Below are 14,267 nucleotides of genomic sequence, written 5' to 3'. Positions count from 1 at the left end.
CCCGACACTCTCGACGGAACGCGTGGATCGACGTACTCTCAACTGGAGTGATTCATTTTGGACCAGGAGGTGAGTGGTGATGACGACCCTCGAAAGCGTCACGCCCCAGCAGAACCTGATCCGCGCCGCCGCCCGACGCCGGATCGACAATCTCGAACTGAACCGCGCAATTTTCCGGGCCTCGCGCGACCAGAACCTCTCGCACCGCCAGATCAACGCCTTCGTCACGGATCTTTCCACGACCACGATCCAGCGGATCCTCGCCCGATTCTCCGACGACCCCTCGCTGCTCGACGAAACACCAGCCGAGGTAATCGACAAACGCGCTGCCGGCCTGATCGACGACAAGACCATGATGGACAGGCTCCTGAACTGGCGATACACCTTCGGGCGCGTGCAGTACGTCGATGATGTCGCCACCGACGCCTACGCAAGTGGCGACTGGGACGACATCGAGCAGGCTTACTATCGCGATCGACTCGGCGAAGAAGAGTTCAACAAGCTCGTCGACCGCCAGAAGACGCACCTCGAACGAGCGGCCCGCGCTCAGTGACAGACGATCACCAGTTGCGCCGCGCTGTCGCGGCGCAACTCATCGCCATGTCCGCCCTAGGAAAGCCGTTGCACACCGACGCGGACCACAACACGAGCATCCGCTACGCCGGCGACACACGGCGCTTCGCATTCCGTAAACGCGTCGTCGGCGAATATCTCGATCGGCAGACACCGGAACGAGGGGGATTTTGCGGGGTAGTCACGGCGGGGGCACCGGGGGCTGGCAAGAGCACTGCGCTGGGCGAATACGGCGCAGATCTAGCCGGCTTCCGAGTCCTGGATCCGGACATCGTCAAGGACTATCTGATCGAGCAAGCGCTGATCGACGGGATATTCGACGACATCCTCTCGCACCCCCTCGATGACGGTCGCACCGTCGCGCCGCGTGAGCTGGCAGCCCTCGTGCATCACGAATCGACTCAATTGATCGATCAGATCCGCCGGATCTGCATTGCACAGCGCGAGAACATCGTGGTCGAGGGCACGCTCAGCTGGAAGGGGCTGGCACCGAAGCTCGTCACCGAATTCACCGAAGGTGAGTACCGATCCGTAGAGATCCTCGCGATCGAGGCCGACCGTGATACCTGCCATGAACAGGCGCTTTCCCGGTGGTGGTCCGGACGCCGTCTATGGGCCGAGGGCGCGGACAGGCTCGGTGGCCGCTTCACACCACCCGCCGCGATCAACCTCTGCTACTCCGACACCGAGTCGTCACTGTGCACGGAGCACGCCGTCGAGTTCGAAGAGCTCGCGTCCGCCACAATCAGTCACACGCACCTCGCCGTGCTGCGCCGCGACAACTCCGGCGCGCTGGAAACGATCCTCGAACGTAGGCACCACAGGACCGACTAGGCGATCATGCGGCACCTACGTAAGGCCTTCAGATCCGACGAAAACCGCACCGATCGTTTTCGATTGGTCGTCTTGATCCTGTCGGCCGACTAGCGTTCCGTCAGGCGTACGTTTCGGCCATCAAAATGTGAGACTTCTTGGGAGAGAATATGACCGATCAGCTAGCTGGTTCGAGTGAAGAAGCTGTGGAGGTGGCTGACGCCTACCATGATGCGAACGGTAAGCCAATCATGGCCGAGTCGATCGTCATCTACATCGACGCGCTCGCAACCAAGGTGTACTGGGAAGAAGAATCAGACGCGACAAAGCTCGAGTTTGTCAGGGATTGGGTACGCCAGTTCAACGAATTCCGAGGAGACCTTGAGCTCTATCGTGACCTAATCGGTGGACCTGAAACGCCGCAACCTCCCATGGCTGTCACGTTCACAGACAACGTGGCAGTCGCGATTCCACTACCGCCGAAGCATATCGAGACACTTGCTGCATTGGCTGAGCACAGACTTCCAGCCGGTGCTGAGGCCGCTGAGCAAGCTCACGAAGCCTTGGATTGGTTGATGGGCATGGTGTTCAGTCTCCAGATTCATATACTGCGATTGGTGTGGGGACACAGCCGATTGTTCCGCGGTGCTGTGAGAGTTGGCCCTGTCTACGCGGACGACTGGACGATCATCGGCGACGGCCTCATCGACGCTGTAATGGGCGAGGAAGTGGGAACCATAGTCCCTGCCATTCAGCTCCCCGAATGGATGGTGCAGGCGTATGAACTGGATGCCAGTTTCTACAAAAACCACAGAGATTCCTCGCTATACCAAACCCTTGGACACACGAAGTTCACTGCAGGAGGAGTCGACTACTCGTTCGTGTTCTTGAGCTACCTCACCTGCCCCGACCACGCCGAGTACGCACTGTGGCGTGACGAGGTCATCCCCGCCCACAAGGCCATGGTGACCAAAGGTCTAGACACGAACGCCAACAGCCATGTCCGATTCAAATTCCTGTGGACAGCTGTGTACCACAACTGGGTTGTAGCAGACAACGGTCTCGACGAGTCCCTCCGAATAGATCTCGAAAACGAACTCGCAGCACGCTCCATCATCGTCCAATCGCTCGACAAAGCCACATGACCTAGTCGCTACGGCGGCAACCATTGCTTCGCATGTATTGCTGACTTCCCGCTCTCGATTCAAGCTGTCCGACATCTGCGCACAATTGCCCCGCGGATTACAGAGTTCCGCGGGGCCTGTGGCCTGTCCGCTGGTGATCAATGCGTCCACGGGCGAGGATCATCGGTCGTATTGCCTATGCCCGTCAGTGTCTCGATTTGATCCCCGGAATCACTCCTGAGGGTGACGCCGTGAAATGTGTTGACCGGCCGTACCGTTGCAGTCGTTATGGCCTTAGGGACGGTGTCTCACGTCAACATGGACCACCGCAGGTAAGGAAAGATCAACGAATGCACCACTCCCTGGTCGCCTTGGAAAAGTACAAAGGCTGGACGTTCTACGCATCGAGTCACACCGGCAAGGTCAAGAGACTGGTCGTGTTTGTGCACGGTTTCGGTGGCAAGGCCATCACGACTTGGCAGAACTTCCCGGTCTCGGGCGAACGAAACTGGTGGCTCGAAGCCGACATGCTGTTCATCGGCTACAAGTCGCGGACAGAGAACCCGAAAGGCGTAGCGGACCGGATCAGAGGATCCATAGGGGACTTCTTTCCGAAACCCAATGAGGCAGCGCTCAACACCCGCAATGGTCAACTGCGCACTGACATTACGACCGAGTACGAGGAACTGTTCCTGGTCGCGCACTCATTGGGAGGTCTGATCGTTCGCCGTGCGCTGGTCGACGCTGCAGAAAAATGGGAGGAAGACGATTTTTCCCCTGCAAAGAAGCCTCCCATTTTGAGTGCGGAGACTCGAATGTTCAGCCCTGCCTCTGCAGGATTTCGGGCGGCAGGCACGCTTGGAGCGATCAAAGCCGTGGACTCACTATGGGGCGCTATCGAAGTGCTCCTCCTCCGCGCCCCCGCGTACCACGATCTCCAACCCGGCTCCGAGTTTTTGGATACGACGAAAGCACGAACAGAAAAGTATGTGAAAAAGCGCGGATGTGAGGCGCTGAAAGCCCGGATCGTGTGGGCAAACCCTGACAATGTAGTCGTCACCGATCGCTACGACACCGATTACGTCGACGAATCCATCGACGAGACCTCCCACACAAAAGTCTGTAAACCGCGCGCCGCTGAACCAACATCAGGTGGGGACCAAGCCTTCGAGGCTCCCTGGATTTTCATCGAGACTGGCACCACGGAGGTGTCATGAATAATCACTTCGACATACCCGACGAGATTCTGCATGCACGGCTGACCTCGTTCATGGACACGTTGGTACTGCCAGAAATCAGAAGGATCAGCAACTGGGACTTTGGCGATCAGGATGAGTACGTTATCGGACTCATCTCGAACAACGGGCCCGAGGACCTAAACTGGAGCCCGTATTCGATCGAGCAGTCCGAGGCTATGACGTCGACCTTGCTACTGTTCGAAAAGCTCGATCTACTCCGCCGCGGCCAGATCGAGGGCTACTTCGTCGACAATTGGCAGGACGCCATTGACCTTGTGCAGAGGATCACTCCAGACCGTAAAGAACGCTTCACGAACGTGTTTGACGCCTGGATCCGTGAACCAATTGCAGACCACCAGAGGTTACTCGAGATCTTGCGAACGCAGGAACGAGATGACTTCTCGTGGCTGGGATTCAATACTCGATACGCAACCATTCTTGATATCGACACCCCAGAATTCCGAGAGTTCGTACGACTAACGCTGTTCGCGCCGGCACGTGAATGGAATTTCCGAATTGAGCAAGTTGAGCTGTTGATCGACGAAATCCTACGTAACCCAGCTGTTCTCTTGACTGCGGCCGAGTTGGATGAGCTGGCGTGGGCACTATCAGGAGCTGACGACATGCCCACCCCTGGCAGACTGTACTTCCCCCAATATGATGCGCCAATCACGCGAGCATTTGCCCATGTAGAGAACAGTGCCCGCCTCGCTGCACTGCGATCCGCACGGGCCAGACTGGCCGACATTGCACCAATAATCACAGCAGACGAAAACACTGCTGCACTACGTGCTCTCGATCGTGAGAGATACATGTCCAGGGTCGACCGCGAAAGACCTCGGAAGATATCGCGCGAGTACACCACCCTTCGATCCACGTTCGAAAACCCTCCAGATTTCCTGTGAGCCACTCGCTACAGAAGGTGACCTACATCCCCGAACTCGATTTGTAGGGCACACCTGAGTGCCGCGAAACGCCAATTCGTCGCGCCCTGTGGAACTGCTACCTCGTCACGCTGCCTCGCGGCTGCAGCAGCGTGACGCTGTTGTCGGCGAGGATGTGAGCGGGCTGATACCCGTTGATGATCCCGAGGGGGCGGCCGGCGTTGTCCGTGGTGGTGTTGAGGTAGACGGCCACAACGCCATCCGTGACTGCGGCTTCGTCGGCGGGGCGCGGGTCTCGGCTGGGTTCAGGGATGCGAGTGTGTCGGCCATGGGGCTCCTTCGGTAAGTGCAGCACGGTGCCGCGTTCCTCCATACCGTTCCGCTACCGGTTCGCCGGAGTTGCACTTCGCATCCGCGCCCCGCTGAGGTGTTGTCGTTGATGTCGACGGGCGGTGGGTTCAGGTGACCTGCCGATAGCCGGTGCTGACCGGGTGCAACCGATCGACATCGATGCGCACGACACGATCGATCGGCACCCGCTCACCGGTGGCACGGGCAACGCCGTGCGTGATGTGACAGACCGCCTGCCGGCTGCTGTAGACCTGTTCGATGTCGGTGATCGTGAAGTGCCGGATGGGATCCCTGGAGGGGTTGTTGTCGGCCCACCGTTGCCCGACACGGATAGCTGTGCCTCGTTTGTTCTCCACTTCGGTGTGGTGAATGTTCTTGCTGCTCATAGGTTCTCCTGGGTAGGTTTCGCAGGGTCATTGAGGGTCATTGAGGTTCACTGTCTTCGTCGCGGCGGTAACCGCGTCGACGTGACGACAGTCTTCGTAGCGGCGCTAGGTGTTGCAGCTCAGGAAAAGCGGACCCGGTGGACCGGGCTGTGAGGTTGGACAGACGAGGCCCAAGGTCGCGAGCCCGGCCGCGTCGCCGGCCGGGCTCGCGCGGTGGCGTCACCTGATGGTGATTCCCGTGCTTGTGCGTTTGATGGTGACTGTTGTGTTGTAACCGAAATGTCCTGCGTGATCTATCAATCCATCTGTGTAGTCACCTTCACTGAGCGACTGCAGGAAGACCTCGTCACTGTCACCATCGGTGAAGTCGACTTCGACGTTGCCGGAGGGGAAGTATCCGTCGTCGTATTCCTCGCTGGTGATCTCGATCTTGCGGATAGTCTTCCCTGTCTGTTCCTCGAGATCGTCAAGGATCCGCTCCTGCAGGGTGCGGAACGGGTACTCGCCTTCCCCGCGCAGGTCGGAGACGCAGAAATACGCGGTCGAGCCATCACGCTGCCACGGCCACGTGCCCTCGCTTGATGGCAGGTATTGGAGGCAGTGACTTACGAGCCTGCGGATTTCGGTGGGCAGCCCGGTGATTTCCACGGGTTGTTCCGTTTCGTCCGTGTAAATGATCTTGTCGAAATTTCGCCACGAGTCGATCCCGTGGACGGTCACCACCTCACACGAGGATTCAACGGATTGCGCCGCCAGCGCGAGTGCGCGTGCCGTTGTGGATCGCAATTCCGCTGCGCGGGCGTCAATCTCACGTCGAAGCAGTCGCTGATGGTTGTCGATGCGTTGCACTAGATTCGGATCGAGTATCGCTGTCATCGTGGCCTCCGTATGCCGAGGGGTTGGTACGTCTTCGAGCTTTCGGCATTGCCGAGGCTGTGTTGCAGGGCGCGATCATTGTTCTGCGCGCTGCGGCGGAAACCAGCAGCAAGGAGTGCCGCCAAGATGAGATCGGGTGATCAGGTGTGGTTTCATCAGCGAATGAAACGATCGCTCACAACGGTCATTCAGGGGGGACTCGCAGTTGCCGGCGCAACCATTCTGGTTTCGTGCGCCACTGCTTCAGACTCCGCTGAGACGACCTCCACGACGCCGGACAGCACGACATCCACAGCACCAACGACGTCGGTGTCGCCGTCCACTGTCACAGACGTCGACCCCGCGCAGTTCCAATTCGCACCGGATAGATACCGTTTCGCCGTCGACGGCACCCCTCGACGTGAGTGTGTGCTCTCTCCCGATATCTCCGCGTCCGAGAGGACTGTGACGTGTTCGGTGCCGTTTCCCGCAGGAACTCCCGAGGTCACCGTGCCACCGTTCGATAGCGGAAAGCCGAATGCAGTGGTGTTAGGGCCGCAGGGGCATTACCCGACGATCACCGAGTCCGGTCCACCTGGGGCGGCTCTGCTGACGGTCAATTCCCGTTTGACGGTAGGGAACACGACCTGCACGGCGATAAGTGGCGGGTTCGAGTGTGCGGTCGGCGAAAACTCGGTCCGGTCCGTCGATGACGCGGTGACGTTTGCCGGCGCTCAGGTGGCCGCTCCCACCACGACAAACGAAGTGCCGTCGACGATTTCGACGACCACTCCGCCACCTGCAAACGACGCCCCGATGGACGTTTACACGGACAGCACCACGCCAGCCTCACCAGGGACAACCTGCGGGGCAGCCACAGGCAGGCGGGTTGTCACTGTGGTCAGCGGCCCCATTTCTTGCCGTGACGCGATCGCGGTTATGGATACCTACTGGACGTTGCCCGCCGACGGGAACTACGGCAATGCAAATATCCGTCAGTTCGACGGCTGGAGCTGCAGTGCCCCAACAGCTGTGCGGTCACGTGAGCTCGGTTACGGGTCGCGATGCTCGAAGGATGACGTGACGTTGACGACGCCGCTCGGCGCATTCTGAGACAACCAGGCACCGCATGGAGGAACGACATCACCGCAGTGATGTCCCTGCTTCTGGGGGTGTGAGGCAAGGATGGCGGGCGATTGTTCGCCGCCGCGCCAGGTCGCTGCTGTCACTTCGGTCTCGGCGCGGGGAGCGATCGTCACAGCATGGTGTGATGAGCCTCCCTCGCTTCGGCCGCTCGTAGCATTCGCTGTGCGTGCAGATGCCGCCGCTGGAGAGCGGTGTAGCGCGCCAGACGTGAATCCTCACGGGACGCCACCCTGCGGGTTCGCTTCACCCCGAGGGCCGCTCCCCCAGCTGCTGCACGGTCATTGATGAGCGGAGTCGACAGCGCCTGCATCTCCTTGTCGATCTTCTCCACGCGTATGCGCCAATACGATGCGGGCCGATACTTCCTCGGACTCGTGGAACGCGGTGGTTCAGGATCCGGTAACCGTACATACGGAATGTCTGCATCCAGAACGAAATCCGCAAGGAGTGGTGTCCACATCGCCCGAATGGTGAGCCCTTCGCCTTCAGCGGTCGCCGTGTGCTGCTCGCTCCACGCCCTCTGCCTCGCCAACAACACGTGCTCGAGATAGGCGTCCCCTGTCAGTGGGTTGCCGTGTTCGGTAAGTGCGGCGTTCAGGAAATTGTCCGAAGCAGTCGTGTACTCGCTGGTCGTCGTCATTCGGATCTCCTCAGGTCATCTGCGCATAGTGATCGGAAGGGACGCTACGAACGCCGGACCCGCCATGTTCCAGGAGATGAGCCCAGGACACGCAAGGCATGCACCAACGGTGGACAGCGTCAGGTGGTCGAGCGGAAAGTAGAGATGGCGCGGGTGTGCCGGGACGGTATTCCCGGTATAGCGCGGTGCGGGGCCGAGATGATGCATCCGGCCCCGCACCGCCGTCGTCACTGCGCTTGGTAGACCTCCCATTTCACGCCGCCGACGTCAGCCCACCGCTCGAGGAACATGGAAGCCTCTACGTCGAAGTCGATACGCGCGGGGTCCAAGGCACCGGCTGCAATGAGCGTGCGGGCCTCCGTGCGAGCCCAATCGGCGAGGATCGCTTCCGCGTCGGACTCGGAGCCGACGACGGCGACATGGTCGGAGTCACTCTCGTCGGTGCTCTGCATCTGCACGATCCACACGCCGGTGATCGGGCCTCCGGAGTACACCGTTGTTCCTTCGTCGCGATGCAGGTCACCCGCAGCGTCGATGCGGTGCCGCCACCGCTCGTAAAGTTCATCCTCGCAGGTCACCGTTCCGCTGAATCCTGCATCCGCCAGGATCATCAGCGTCTGGTCGACTGCACGCGACCGCCCCCACCCGCAGGTCGTCACCATGAACTGATCGCCTGCGCGCACCACTTCCGTGGAGTACTCGTCACGGGAGATCCCTAGCGCTTCGGCAACCATGAAGGCGATGACCTCGAGCGGTGCCCCGGCGGCTTCGACCTCGTCGCCGATTTCCGGAATTGCCCGCAGTCGGTCAACGACCGTCGCGAGAATGTCGGCGGTGGCCCGCTTTTCGTCGATCATCAAATTTGCGGACGAATAGATGTCGTTACCCATCGGTGTGCTTCCTCGCTGTCGCTGATCTGTCGCTGTTCTGTCGCTACAAGATTCGCGAGTAACACCCTTCGATGTTGCACCTGAAGGGGATAGACACCGCCACGTCGAAATGAGGAAACGACTACGCCAGCCCGTACGCCACGCGTAGACGCCTACGCACCGGTCCCGGAATCCAACGTGTCAAACCCGGAGTCACCTTGATGCGCTGCCCCAGAATCCGCACATGGGTTTCGACGGTTACCTCGACAACATTTGCAGGATCTCGACTCATGACCACAACTCCACTCCCCCGAAAGTTCGGGACTCTGTGTGCACCCTCTGTGCACTCTCACTTTCACCCACTGCCGGGCACCATGTTTCGGAAAGCGAGTTCCGCAGCCGGCGTTTCTGACCCATGGTTCGTGGTGAGGTGCCTGTTGCGGGCCCTAGCTGCGCTGGAGATAGTGCGCGTCCTCGCCGAGCGCCAATTCCACTTCCGCTCTCAGCGTGGGACGTCGCTTCAATAGTGGGTCGGTGGAGAGCATTTCATGTGCATCCGCACGGGCAGCGTGCATCAGTTCCGCATCGGCCAGCAGGTCCGCGACCAGTAGTCCAGCGCGGTGGCCGGCTTGGGCGCTGCCGGCCAAAGCGCCCGGGCCACGCAGTTCGAGGTCGACATTGGCGAGCTTGAAGCCGTCCGTGGTCGCGCACATCGCGTCCATCCTCGCCTGACCGACGTCGGACACCTCGCCGGTCAGTACGCAGAATCCTGCGTACTTTCCGCGACCGACGCGGCCTCGAAGCTGGTGCAATTGAGCGAGTCCGAAGTTCCCCGCATTCAAAATGGTGATGGTCGTGGCATTGGGCACCGACACCCCGACCTCGATCACAGTCGTTGCGACGAGAACGTCGACTTCCCCTGTGGCGAAGGAATGCATCACCTCGGCGCGGTCGGCGGGCTTGAGGCGACCGGTCACGACGGCGATGCGCAGCCCGGACAGTGCGCCTTCGTCCAATGCCACTGCCGTCTCTACCGCCGCCGCTGCCTGTGCCTCCGACTCTTGTCCCGCCTTCGTCTCCGGCTCTGCTACGAGGGGGCACACGACGAATGCCTGCCGTCCTGCGTCGACCTGGGCGCGCACGAACTGCCAGTGCGTGTGATCGGCATCGTCGAGGGGAACAACCGGCTCCCACCGGGTCTGAATCGGTGTGCGCCCGGGCGGCAGCTCGTCGAGGATCGAAATGTCGACGTCCCCGAACTGGGTCATCGCCGCCGTGCGCGGGATCGGTGTGGCCGTTGCACCAAGTTCGTCGGCGACCGCGCCGCCGGGACCTTTGGCGATGAGCGCGGCGCGCTGGTTGACGCCGAAGCGGTGCTGTTCGTCGATCACCACCAGGCCCAAGCTTCGGAATACGACGTCCTCGGACAGCAGCGCCGTGGTGCCGACGGCGATGTGGATTTTCCCGGATTCCAACCCGGCGAGCGCTTCGCGGCGGGCCTTGACTTTGTTCTTCCCTGGCACGAGAACGGCGCGTAGGCCGAGCTGTTCGCAGGTTTCGGCGATTTCTTCGTAGTGCTGCTGCACGAGCACGCCGATGGGTGCCATGAGGGCAGCCTGGTGACCACCTTCGATGGCCATGAGCATCGCCCCAATCGCCGTGGCGGTTTTTCCACTGCCAACATCGCCCTGCAGGAGTCGCTTCATCGGCGACGACGAACGCAGGTCCTCGGCGATCTCTTTGAGGACGCGGTTCTGCGCGCCGGTCAGCGCCCAGGGCAGTGTCTCCAGCCACCGCCGCGTCAACGTTCCTGTTGGGGAGTGCACGACTGCCGGCCGGGCTTTCGCAGCGGCTCGGTGCACGCCCATCGCTAACTGCATACGCAGTAGTTCGTCGTAAGCGAGGCGGTCGCGACCGACTGTGGCGTCCTCTGCGTTGTCCGGTACGTGGACAGCGCGCATCGCAGCGAGCCGTGTGGGAAGCCCACGGGTAGTACGAATCCGGTCCGGTACGGGGTCATCGAGGGTCGGGATACGTCGAAGGGCGTCGAGGGCGGCCCGGTGCAAGGTCCACGTGCTCACTTGATGCTTCTCGGACTGGGGGTAGACCGGCATGAACGGGGCCGTGGCATCCTTCATCGGCGCGATCAGCGCGCCGGGCATCTGCACAAATCCGTTCCACTCGGTCACATCCCCGTACAGGAGCACCAAGTCGTCTGCGCGGAATCGCTGCGCCATCCACGGAGCTTGGAATTGAATGGAACTGACCCGATGCCGTCCGACACCGACTTCGATGCGGGCGTACCGCTTTGCGTAGTCGGCTTTCGTGGAGACCACTTTTCCTACGGTTGCGACGTTCTTCGTGCCCGGTCGTAAATCAGCCAGCGCAGTGATCTGCGAACGATCTATGTAGCGCAACGGGATACGCATCATCAGGTCGTACACGCTGCTGATTCCAGCGGCGTGCAGCCGTTCCAGTTCTTTGTCGCCGACCCCGGCGTCATCGCGTATGCCCGCCAAGTCGTCGATCGGCACACCCCGAAGACCATCGAGTGTCCCTTCGAATTCGAGTGACGGTTTGTGGGAAGGCAAATTCAGGACTGCCGCTGCCGAGAGCACCGGCACTGTAGGCAGCTCCACCTCGTGGCGTGGCCGCTCCGACGCCGCGGCTGTCGCGACTTGCGAGACGCGATGCTGCCCAGCGGGCTCCACTTGCGTATTCGGTGTCCCTGCGGGGGTACGCAGGGCTGGATCGAGAGGCTGGACCGATGGGCCGGCGCCGAACGCCAACCTGCCAACGAACACCGGCTCAGCTGGTTGCCGGAGCGCGGGATCGGTGGGCTGGCCGGCAGGACTCGCGCCGAACCGCCGGACAGCCTCCGGTACGGCGACCGACGGCGATGCAGGTGCCGGCGTGACCAGCGACTGGACGTCGACCCCGTACGCCTGGAGCTCGTCAACGAACTGACTCAAGGTCGCTTGTACGCGTGTGGTCACAGTGGGATGCCAGGAGGAGGCCTTCGCTGCCGCGGTCAGCACCGGCATGCGGATGCCCGCGTCCAGCAGGACTTGCACCGCGCTACGGAGCTGCCCTTCGGTCTCTGTCGTCACTACCCTTCCCTTCACTGTGAACGCGCGATTGTTCGATCATGACGGCGGGCACCGACACATCCCGCTCCTGTGAGCGTGCGGGATTGGGACGCTAACAAGTGGTTTCGCCACTGGATCGGCTCGACGATCGACTAACGACCCTCGCAACGAAGAGCGTCGTACGCCAGCGGGCAAGATCGCTCAGGCTGCATCATGTTCACCGTCGTCATCACTCCAACGACCCGACAAGTGAGCGCAGTGCGGCTCGTGGAGCGAATCCCAAGTTCCACAGGTGCACTCCGTGCGGGGTGCGATGCGAAAGTCGCGGCTTTCGAAATCGTTCATGGCGGTCTCCTGGCATCTCGGATCAATCGTGAGGCAGAAGACGACGGTACAAATTCATGGCCGACAATGTTTCAACATGCGACGCAGAGCAATTCGAGCTGGCGAGCTTCCCGATCCCGAGTACTACGGCCATCCGCCAAGGCAGAACCATCGCATGAACTCCCCCGCACGGATCGAAGGTCGAGTACAGCTTGCGAACTCGGTGGAGATCCCTGGTCAGGATGAGGGCGCGTCACATCCTTGCCGGAAGTATGGTGGTACGAGTGAAATCTCGAATCTAGTTCCTGCGCCCCTCTCTCTATATGCGCTCCACACTCGACGGCGGGAATTGTGCCGGTGTCTATAGCTGACGTACTGAAGTCCTATCCCGATGTCCAGCGGGTGCTGGTTCCGACGCATCCAGACCGATCATTCGACGTCTACAACACGTACGACCCTCCAGCAGACAACGAAGAGGTGGGTCGGTACTGGGATTTGAAGACTCTCCCGGATGATCTCTTCGATTTATGGCGAAGCGCGAGAGAATGCAGGCTCCACCAGGACAGGGGTTTAGGTAAGGACGGGATCACGCTGCTGTCGCCGTCCGAAGCTCGGGATAGAACGAAACAAGAATTGGAGTCGTGGGATTACGGGGACGGGCGCTTTCGGAAGAGCGACATCGTAATCGGCACGATGGTGGTCGAGCCAGACCTCATCGTCTTCGATAAAACAAAAACCGAGTTCAACGTACTGCTGGCATCAACGCTTGACGGACGCGATGACTGGCCAATCGTGGGACGGACCATTTCCGACTTCTTGCTTCGTTATCGCGATTCACTTGGCGACGGCGCCTGGCAGCGCTCGATCGGACAACGCCGCCGAAGTGAATGATGCGCTTGCTCAGTGGATTTCCGAAGCGGTCAGATGGTTGCCAGGGATGCCCATTGCCGAGTGGAAGGAACGGGCAACTCCCTCAGCTCAGCTCGGCGCCACGGGATCGGCATTGAACCCGAAAACCGATTTAGCGGAACACATTGCGGCAGACGCGTTTACCTTCGTCGGCCCAGGAACGGCGATCCGCACTCGGAAAGCTTCGCTATTGCTCGTGATTGCAGAAAAGCGGCCCACCTCCAAGGATGTGGGCCGCTCTCACGATCGAGGCTTCAGTTCTGCGAGTAGCTCTGCATCACATCGAAACGTGTGATCGGATGGAAGACGACGGCAGGGTTTGGAGAGGACAGGGCAGTGAGCTTTTTCGGACGACGACCGACAGTGTGCGGATATTGGGGCACGCGGGTGCAGTCGAGTCGGGAGGTGGCGCAGACGATGCGGGCTTTCCTCGATGATTTGGAAGCGGTCGACCCGGGGTTGGCGTTGCCCTGGGTCTCGACTGCCGAGTTCGACAAGGTGCCGGCGGATCTCAGTGTGGATGGGTTGGTGCGTATCTTCGAGCATTCCCGCTCGAAGGAGATGGGGTATTCGGACACCCCGGGGCCGGGCTACGACGTCGACTTGTCGCCCGAGGACGGGACCGCGCGCCGGGTCGGTGCCTGGGTCGGCGGGCTGGAAACCAGTGCTCCCAACAGTGTCCGGGTGTCGTTGCCGACGGAGAAGCAGCTCACCGACAGCACCCGGCAGTTGCTCGAACCCGACATCGGAGACGCGATCATGAAAGTGATCGTCAAGCATTGGGAGCCGGATCGGGCTCGGTGGAGCATCGGCGACTACCTCGATCTGCAGCCGCGAGTTAGAGGTCAGATCCAGGTGGGATGGGAAACGTACTTCCATTCCCAGATCGCAGTCGACCGCAGCGCACTGCCTGAAGCTGCGGCGATCGAGGAACTGCCCACTGGCACGTTGATCCGGTTGGGAGACAAGCCCATGCACGTCGATGCCGCAGACATCGTGGCGGTGCGGGCGGCCTTGGGTTACTCGGTGTAGCTCATGGTCCTGCTAATCGATCGTCTCGCATTCG

The 14,267-nt window shown here is 60.8% G+C and carries 15 protein-coding genes; 8 read left to right on the top strand and 7 right to left on the bottom strand.

Annotation, left to right across the window (positions count from 1 at the left end; genetic code table 11):
* The first annotated feature begins 79 nt into the window (after positions 1 to 79).
* The 5 genes from ACFWEM_RS27910 to ACFWEM_RS27890 all read left to right on the top strand — a co-directional run bounded on the left by ACFWEM_RS27910 (position 80) and on the right by ACFWEM_RS27890 (position 4,653).
* A complete protein-coding gene (locus ACFWEM_RS27910; protein WP_378539010.1) occupies positions 80 to 553 on the top strand; it encodes a winged helix-turn-helix domain-containing protein in 474 nt (157 codons plus the stop codon).
* Positions 550 to 1,407, top strand: coding sequence for a zeta toxin family protein (locus tag ACFWEM_RS27905; protein WP_378539009.1), 858 nt, complete (start codon positions 550 to 552; stop codon positions 1,405 to 1,407). The genes ACFWEM_RS27910 and ACFWEM_RS27905 overlap by 4 nt, the downstream gene beginning before the upstream one ends.
* 149 nt (positions 1,408 to 1,556) lie before the next feature.
* Positions 1,557 to 2,531, top strand: a complete 975-nt coding sequence (locus tag ACFWEM_RS27900; protein WP_378539008.1) for a hypothetical protein — start codon at positions 1,557 to 1,559, stop codon at positions 2,529 to 2,531.
* A gap of 329 nt (positions 2,532 to 2,860) precedes the next feature.
* On the top strand, positions 2,861 to 3,727 hold the full coding sequence (locus tag ACFWEM_RS27895) for a hypothetical protein (RefSeq protein WP_378539007.1): 867 nt from the start codon (positions 2,861 to 2,863) through the stop codon (positions 3,725 to 3,727).
* Entirely contained in the window at positions 3,724 to 4,653 is a 930-nt protein-coding gene (locus ACFWEM_RS27890; protein ID WP_378539006.1) for a hypothetical protein, read from the top strand. Before ACFWEM_RS27895 ends, ACFWEM_RS27890 begins: the two co-directional genes overlap by 4 nt.
* Positions 4,654 to 4,750: 97 nt before the next feature.
* Here ACFWEM_RS27890 and ACFWEM_RS27885 read toward each other — a convergent pair whose 3' ends face one another.
* The 3 genes from ACFWEM_RS27885 to ACFWEM_RS27875 form a co-directional block, all read right to left on the bottom strand.
* The gene (locus ACFWEM_RS27885; RefSeq protein ID WP_378539005.1) at positions 4,751 to 5,005 is read right to left on the bottom strand and encodes a hypothetical protein; all 255 of its coding nucleotides are present in this window, start codon (positions 5,003 to 5,005) and stop codon (positions 4,751 to 4,753) included.
* A gap of 85 nt (positions 5,006 to 5,090) precedes the next feature.
* Positions 5,091 to 5,369, bottom strand: coding sequence for a hypothetical protein (locus ACFWEM_RS27880; RefSeq protein WP_378539004.1), 279 nt, complete (start codon positions 5,367 to 5,369; stop codon positions 5,091 to 5,093).
* A 219-nt stretch (positions 5,370 to 5,588) separates the two neighbouring features.
* Positions 5,589 to 6,245: a hypothetical protein gene (locus ACFWEM_RS27875; protein WP_378539003.1), complete on the bottom strand. Its 657-nt coding sequence runs from the start codon at positions 6,243 to 6,245 to the stop codon at positions 5,589 to 5,591.
* 162 nt (positions 6,246 to 6,407) lie between these two features.
* Here ACFWEM_RS27875 and ACFWEM_RS27870 point away from each other — a divergent pair, with 162 nt between their 5' ends.
* The gene (locus ACFWEM_RS27870) at positions 6,408 to 7,337 is read left to right on the top strand and encodes a hypothetical protein (protein ID WP_378539002.1); all 930 of its coding nucleotides are present in this window, start codon (positions 6,408 to 6,410) and stop codon (positions 7,335 to 7,337) included.
* A gap of 142 nt (positions 7,338 to 7,479) precedes the next feature.
* Here ACFWEM_RS27870 and ACFWEM_RS27865 read toward each other — a convergent pair whose 3' ends face one another.
* The 4 genes from ACFWEM_RS27865 to ACFWEM_RS27850 all read right to left on the bottom strand — a co-directional run bounded on the left by ACFWEM_RS27865 (position 7,480) and on the right by ACFWEM_RS27850 (position 11,989).
* Complete coding sequence (locus ACFWEM_RS27865) at positions 7,480 to 8,010, bottom strand: hypothetical protein (protein WP_378539001.1); 531 nt, start codon at positions 8,008 to 8,010, stop codon at positions 7,480 to 7,482.
* Between the two features lie 227 nt (positions 8,011 to 8,237).
* Positions 8,238 to 8,900: a hypothetical protein gene (locus tag ACFWEM_RS27860; protein ID WP_378539000.1), complete on the bottom strand. Its 663-nt coding sequence runs from the start codon at positions 8,898 to 8,900 to the stop codon at positions 8,238 to 8,240.
* Positions 8,901 to 9,021: 121 nt separating this feature from the next.
* Positions 9,022 to 9,171: a hypothetical protein gene (locus ACFWEM_RS27855; protein WP_378538999.1), complete on the bottom strand. Its 150-nt coding sequence runs from the start codon at positions 9,169 to 9,171 to the stop codon at positions 9,022 to 9,024.
* 154 nt (positions 9,172 to 9,325) lie between these two features.
* On the bottom strand, positions 9,326 to 11,989 hold the full coding sequence (locus tag ACFWEM_RS27850; protein ID WP_378538998.1) for a DEAD/DEAH box helicase: 2,664 nt from the start codon (positions 11,987 to 11,989) through the stop codon (positions 9,326 to 9,328).
* A 660-nt stretch (positions 11,990 to 12,649) separates the two neighbouring features.
* Between ACFWEM_RS27850 and ACFWEM_RS27845 the strand changes: the two genes are divergently transcribed.
* The gene (locus ACFWEM_RS27845; protein ID WP_378538997.1) at positions 12,650 to 13,183 is read left to right on the top strand and encodes a hypothetical protein; all 534 of its coding nucleotides are present in this window, start codon (positions 12,650 to 12,652) and stop codon (positions 13,181 to 13,183) included.
* A 354-nt stretch (positions 13,184 to 13,537) separates the two neighbouring features.
* Complete coding sequence (locus ACFWEM_RS27840; RefSeq protein WP_378538996.1) at positions 13,538 to 14,233, top strand: Imm52 family immunity protein; 696 nt, start codon at positions 13,538 to 13,540, stop codon at positions 14,231 to 14,233.
* Positions 14,234 to 14,267: the final 34 nt, after the last annotated feature.

The sequence above is a fragment of the Rhodococcus sp. NPDC060176 genome (assembly GCF_042728675.1).
GTDB lineage: Bacteria > Actinomycetota > Actinomycetes > Mycobacteriales > Mycobacteriaceae > Rhodococcus_F.
The sequence above is the reverse complement of the archived record's forward strand: the minus strand, read 5'-3'. Positions and strand labels throughout refer to the sequence as shown.

Coding starts and splice junctions, on each gene's coding strand:
- ACFWEM_RS27880 (WP_378539004.1), bottom strand. CDS start 5,369: ATGAGCAGCAAGAACATTCACCACACCGAAGTGGAGAACAAACGAGGC.
- ACFWEM_RS27885 (WP_378539005.1), bottom strand. CDS start 5,005: ATGGAGGAACGCGGCACCGTGCTGCACTTACCGAAGGAGCCCCATGGC.
- ACFWEM_RS27870 (WP_378539002.1), top strand. CDS start 6,408: ATGAAACGATCGCTCACAACGGTCATTCAGGGGGGACTCGCAGTTGCC.
- ACFWEM_RS27875 (WP_378539003.1), bottom strand. CDS start 6,245: ATGACAGCGATACTCGATCCGAATCTAGTGCAACGCATCGACAACCAT.
- ACFWEM_RS27895 (WP_378539007.1), top strand. CDS start 2,861: ATGCACCACTCCCTGGTCGCCTTGGAAAAGTACAAAGGCTGGACGTTC.
- ACFWEM_RS27900 (WP_378539008.1), top strand. CDS start 1,557: ATGACCGATCAGCTAGCTGGTTCGAGTGAAGAAGCTGTGGAGGTGGCT.
- ACFWEM_RS27910 (WP_378539010.1), top strand. CDS start 80: ATGACGACCCTCGAAAGCGTCACGCCCCAGCAGAACCTGATCCGCGCC.
- ACFWEM_RS27855 (WP_378538999.1), bottom strand. CDS start 9,171: ATGAGTCGAGATCCTGCAAATGTTGTCGAGGTAACCGTCGAAACCCAT.
- ACFWEM_RS27890 (WP_378539006.1), top strand. CDS start 3,724: ATGAATAATCACTTCGACATACCCGACGAGATTCTGCATGCACGGCTG.
- ACFWEM_RS27860 (WP_378539000.1), bottom strand. CDS start 8,900: ATGGGTAACGACATCTATTCGTCCGCAAATTTGATGATCGACGAAAAG.
- ACFWEM_RS27865 (WP_378539001.1), bottom strand. CDS start 8,010: ATGACGACGACCAGCGAGTACACGACTGCTTCGGACAATTTCCTGAAC.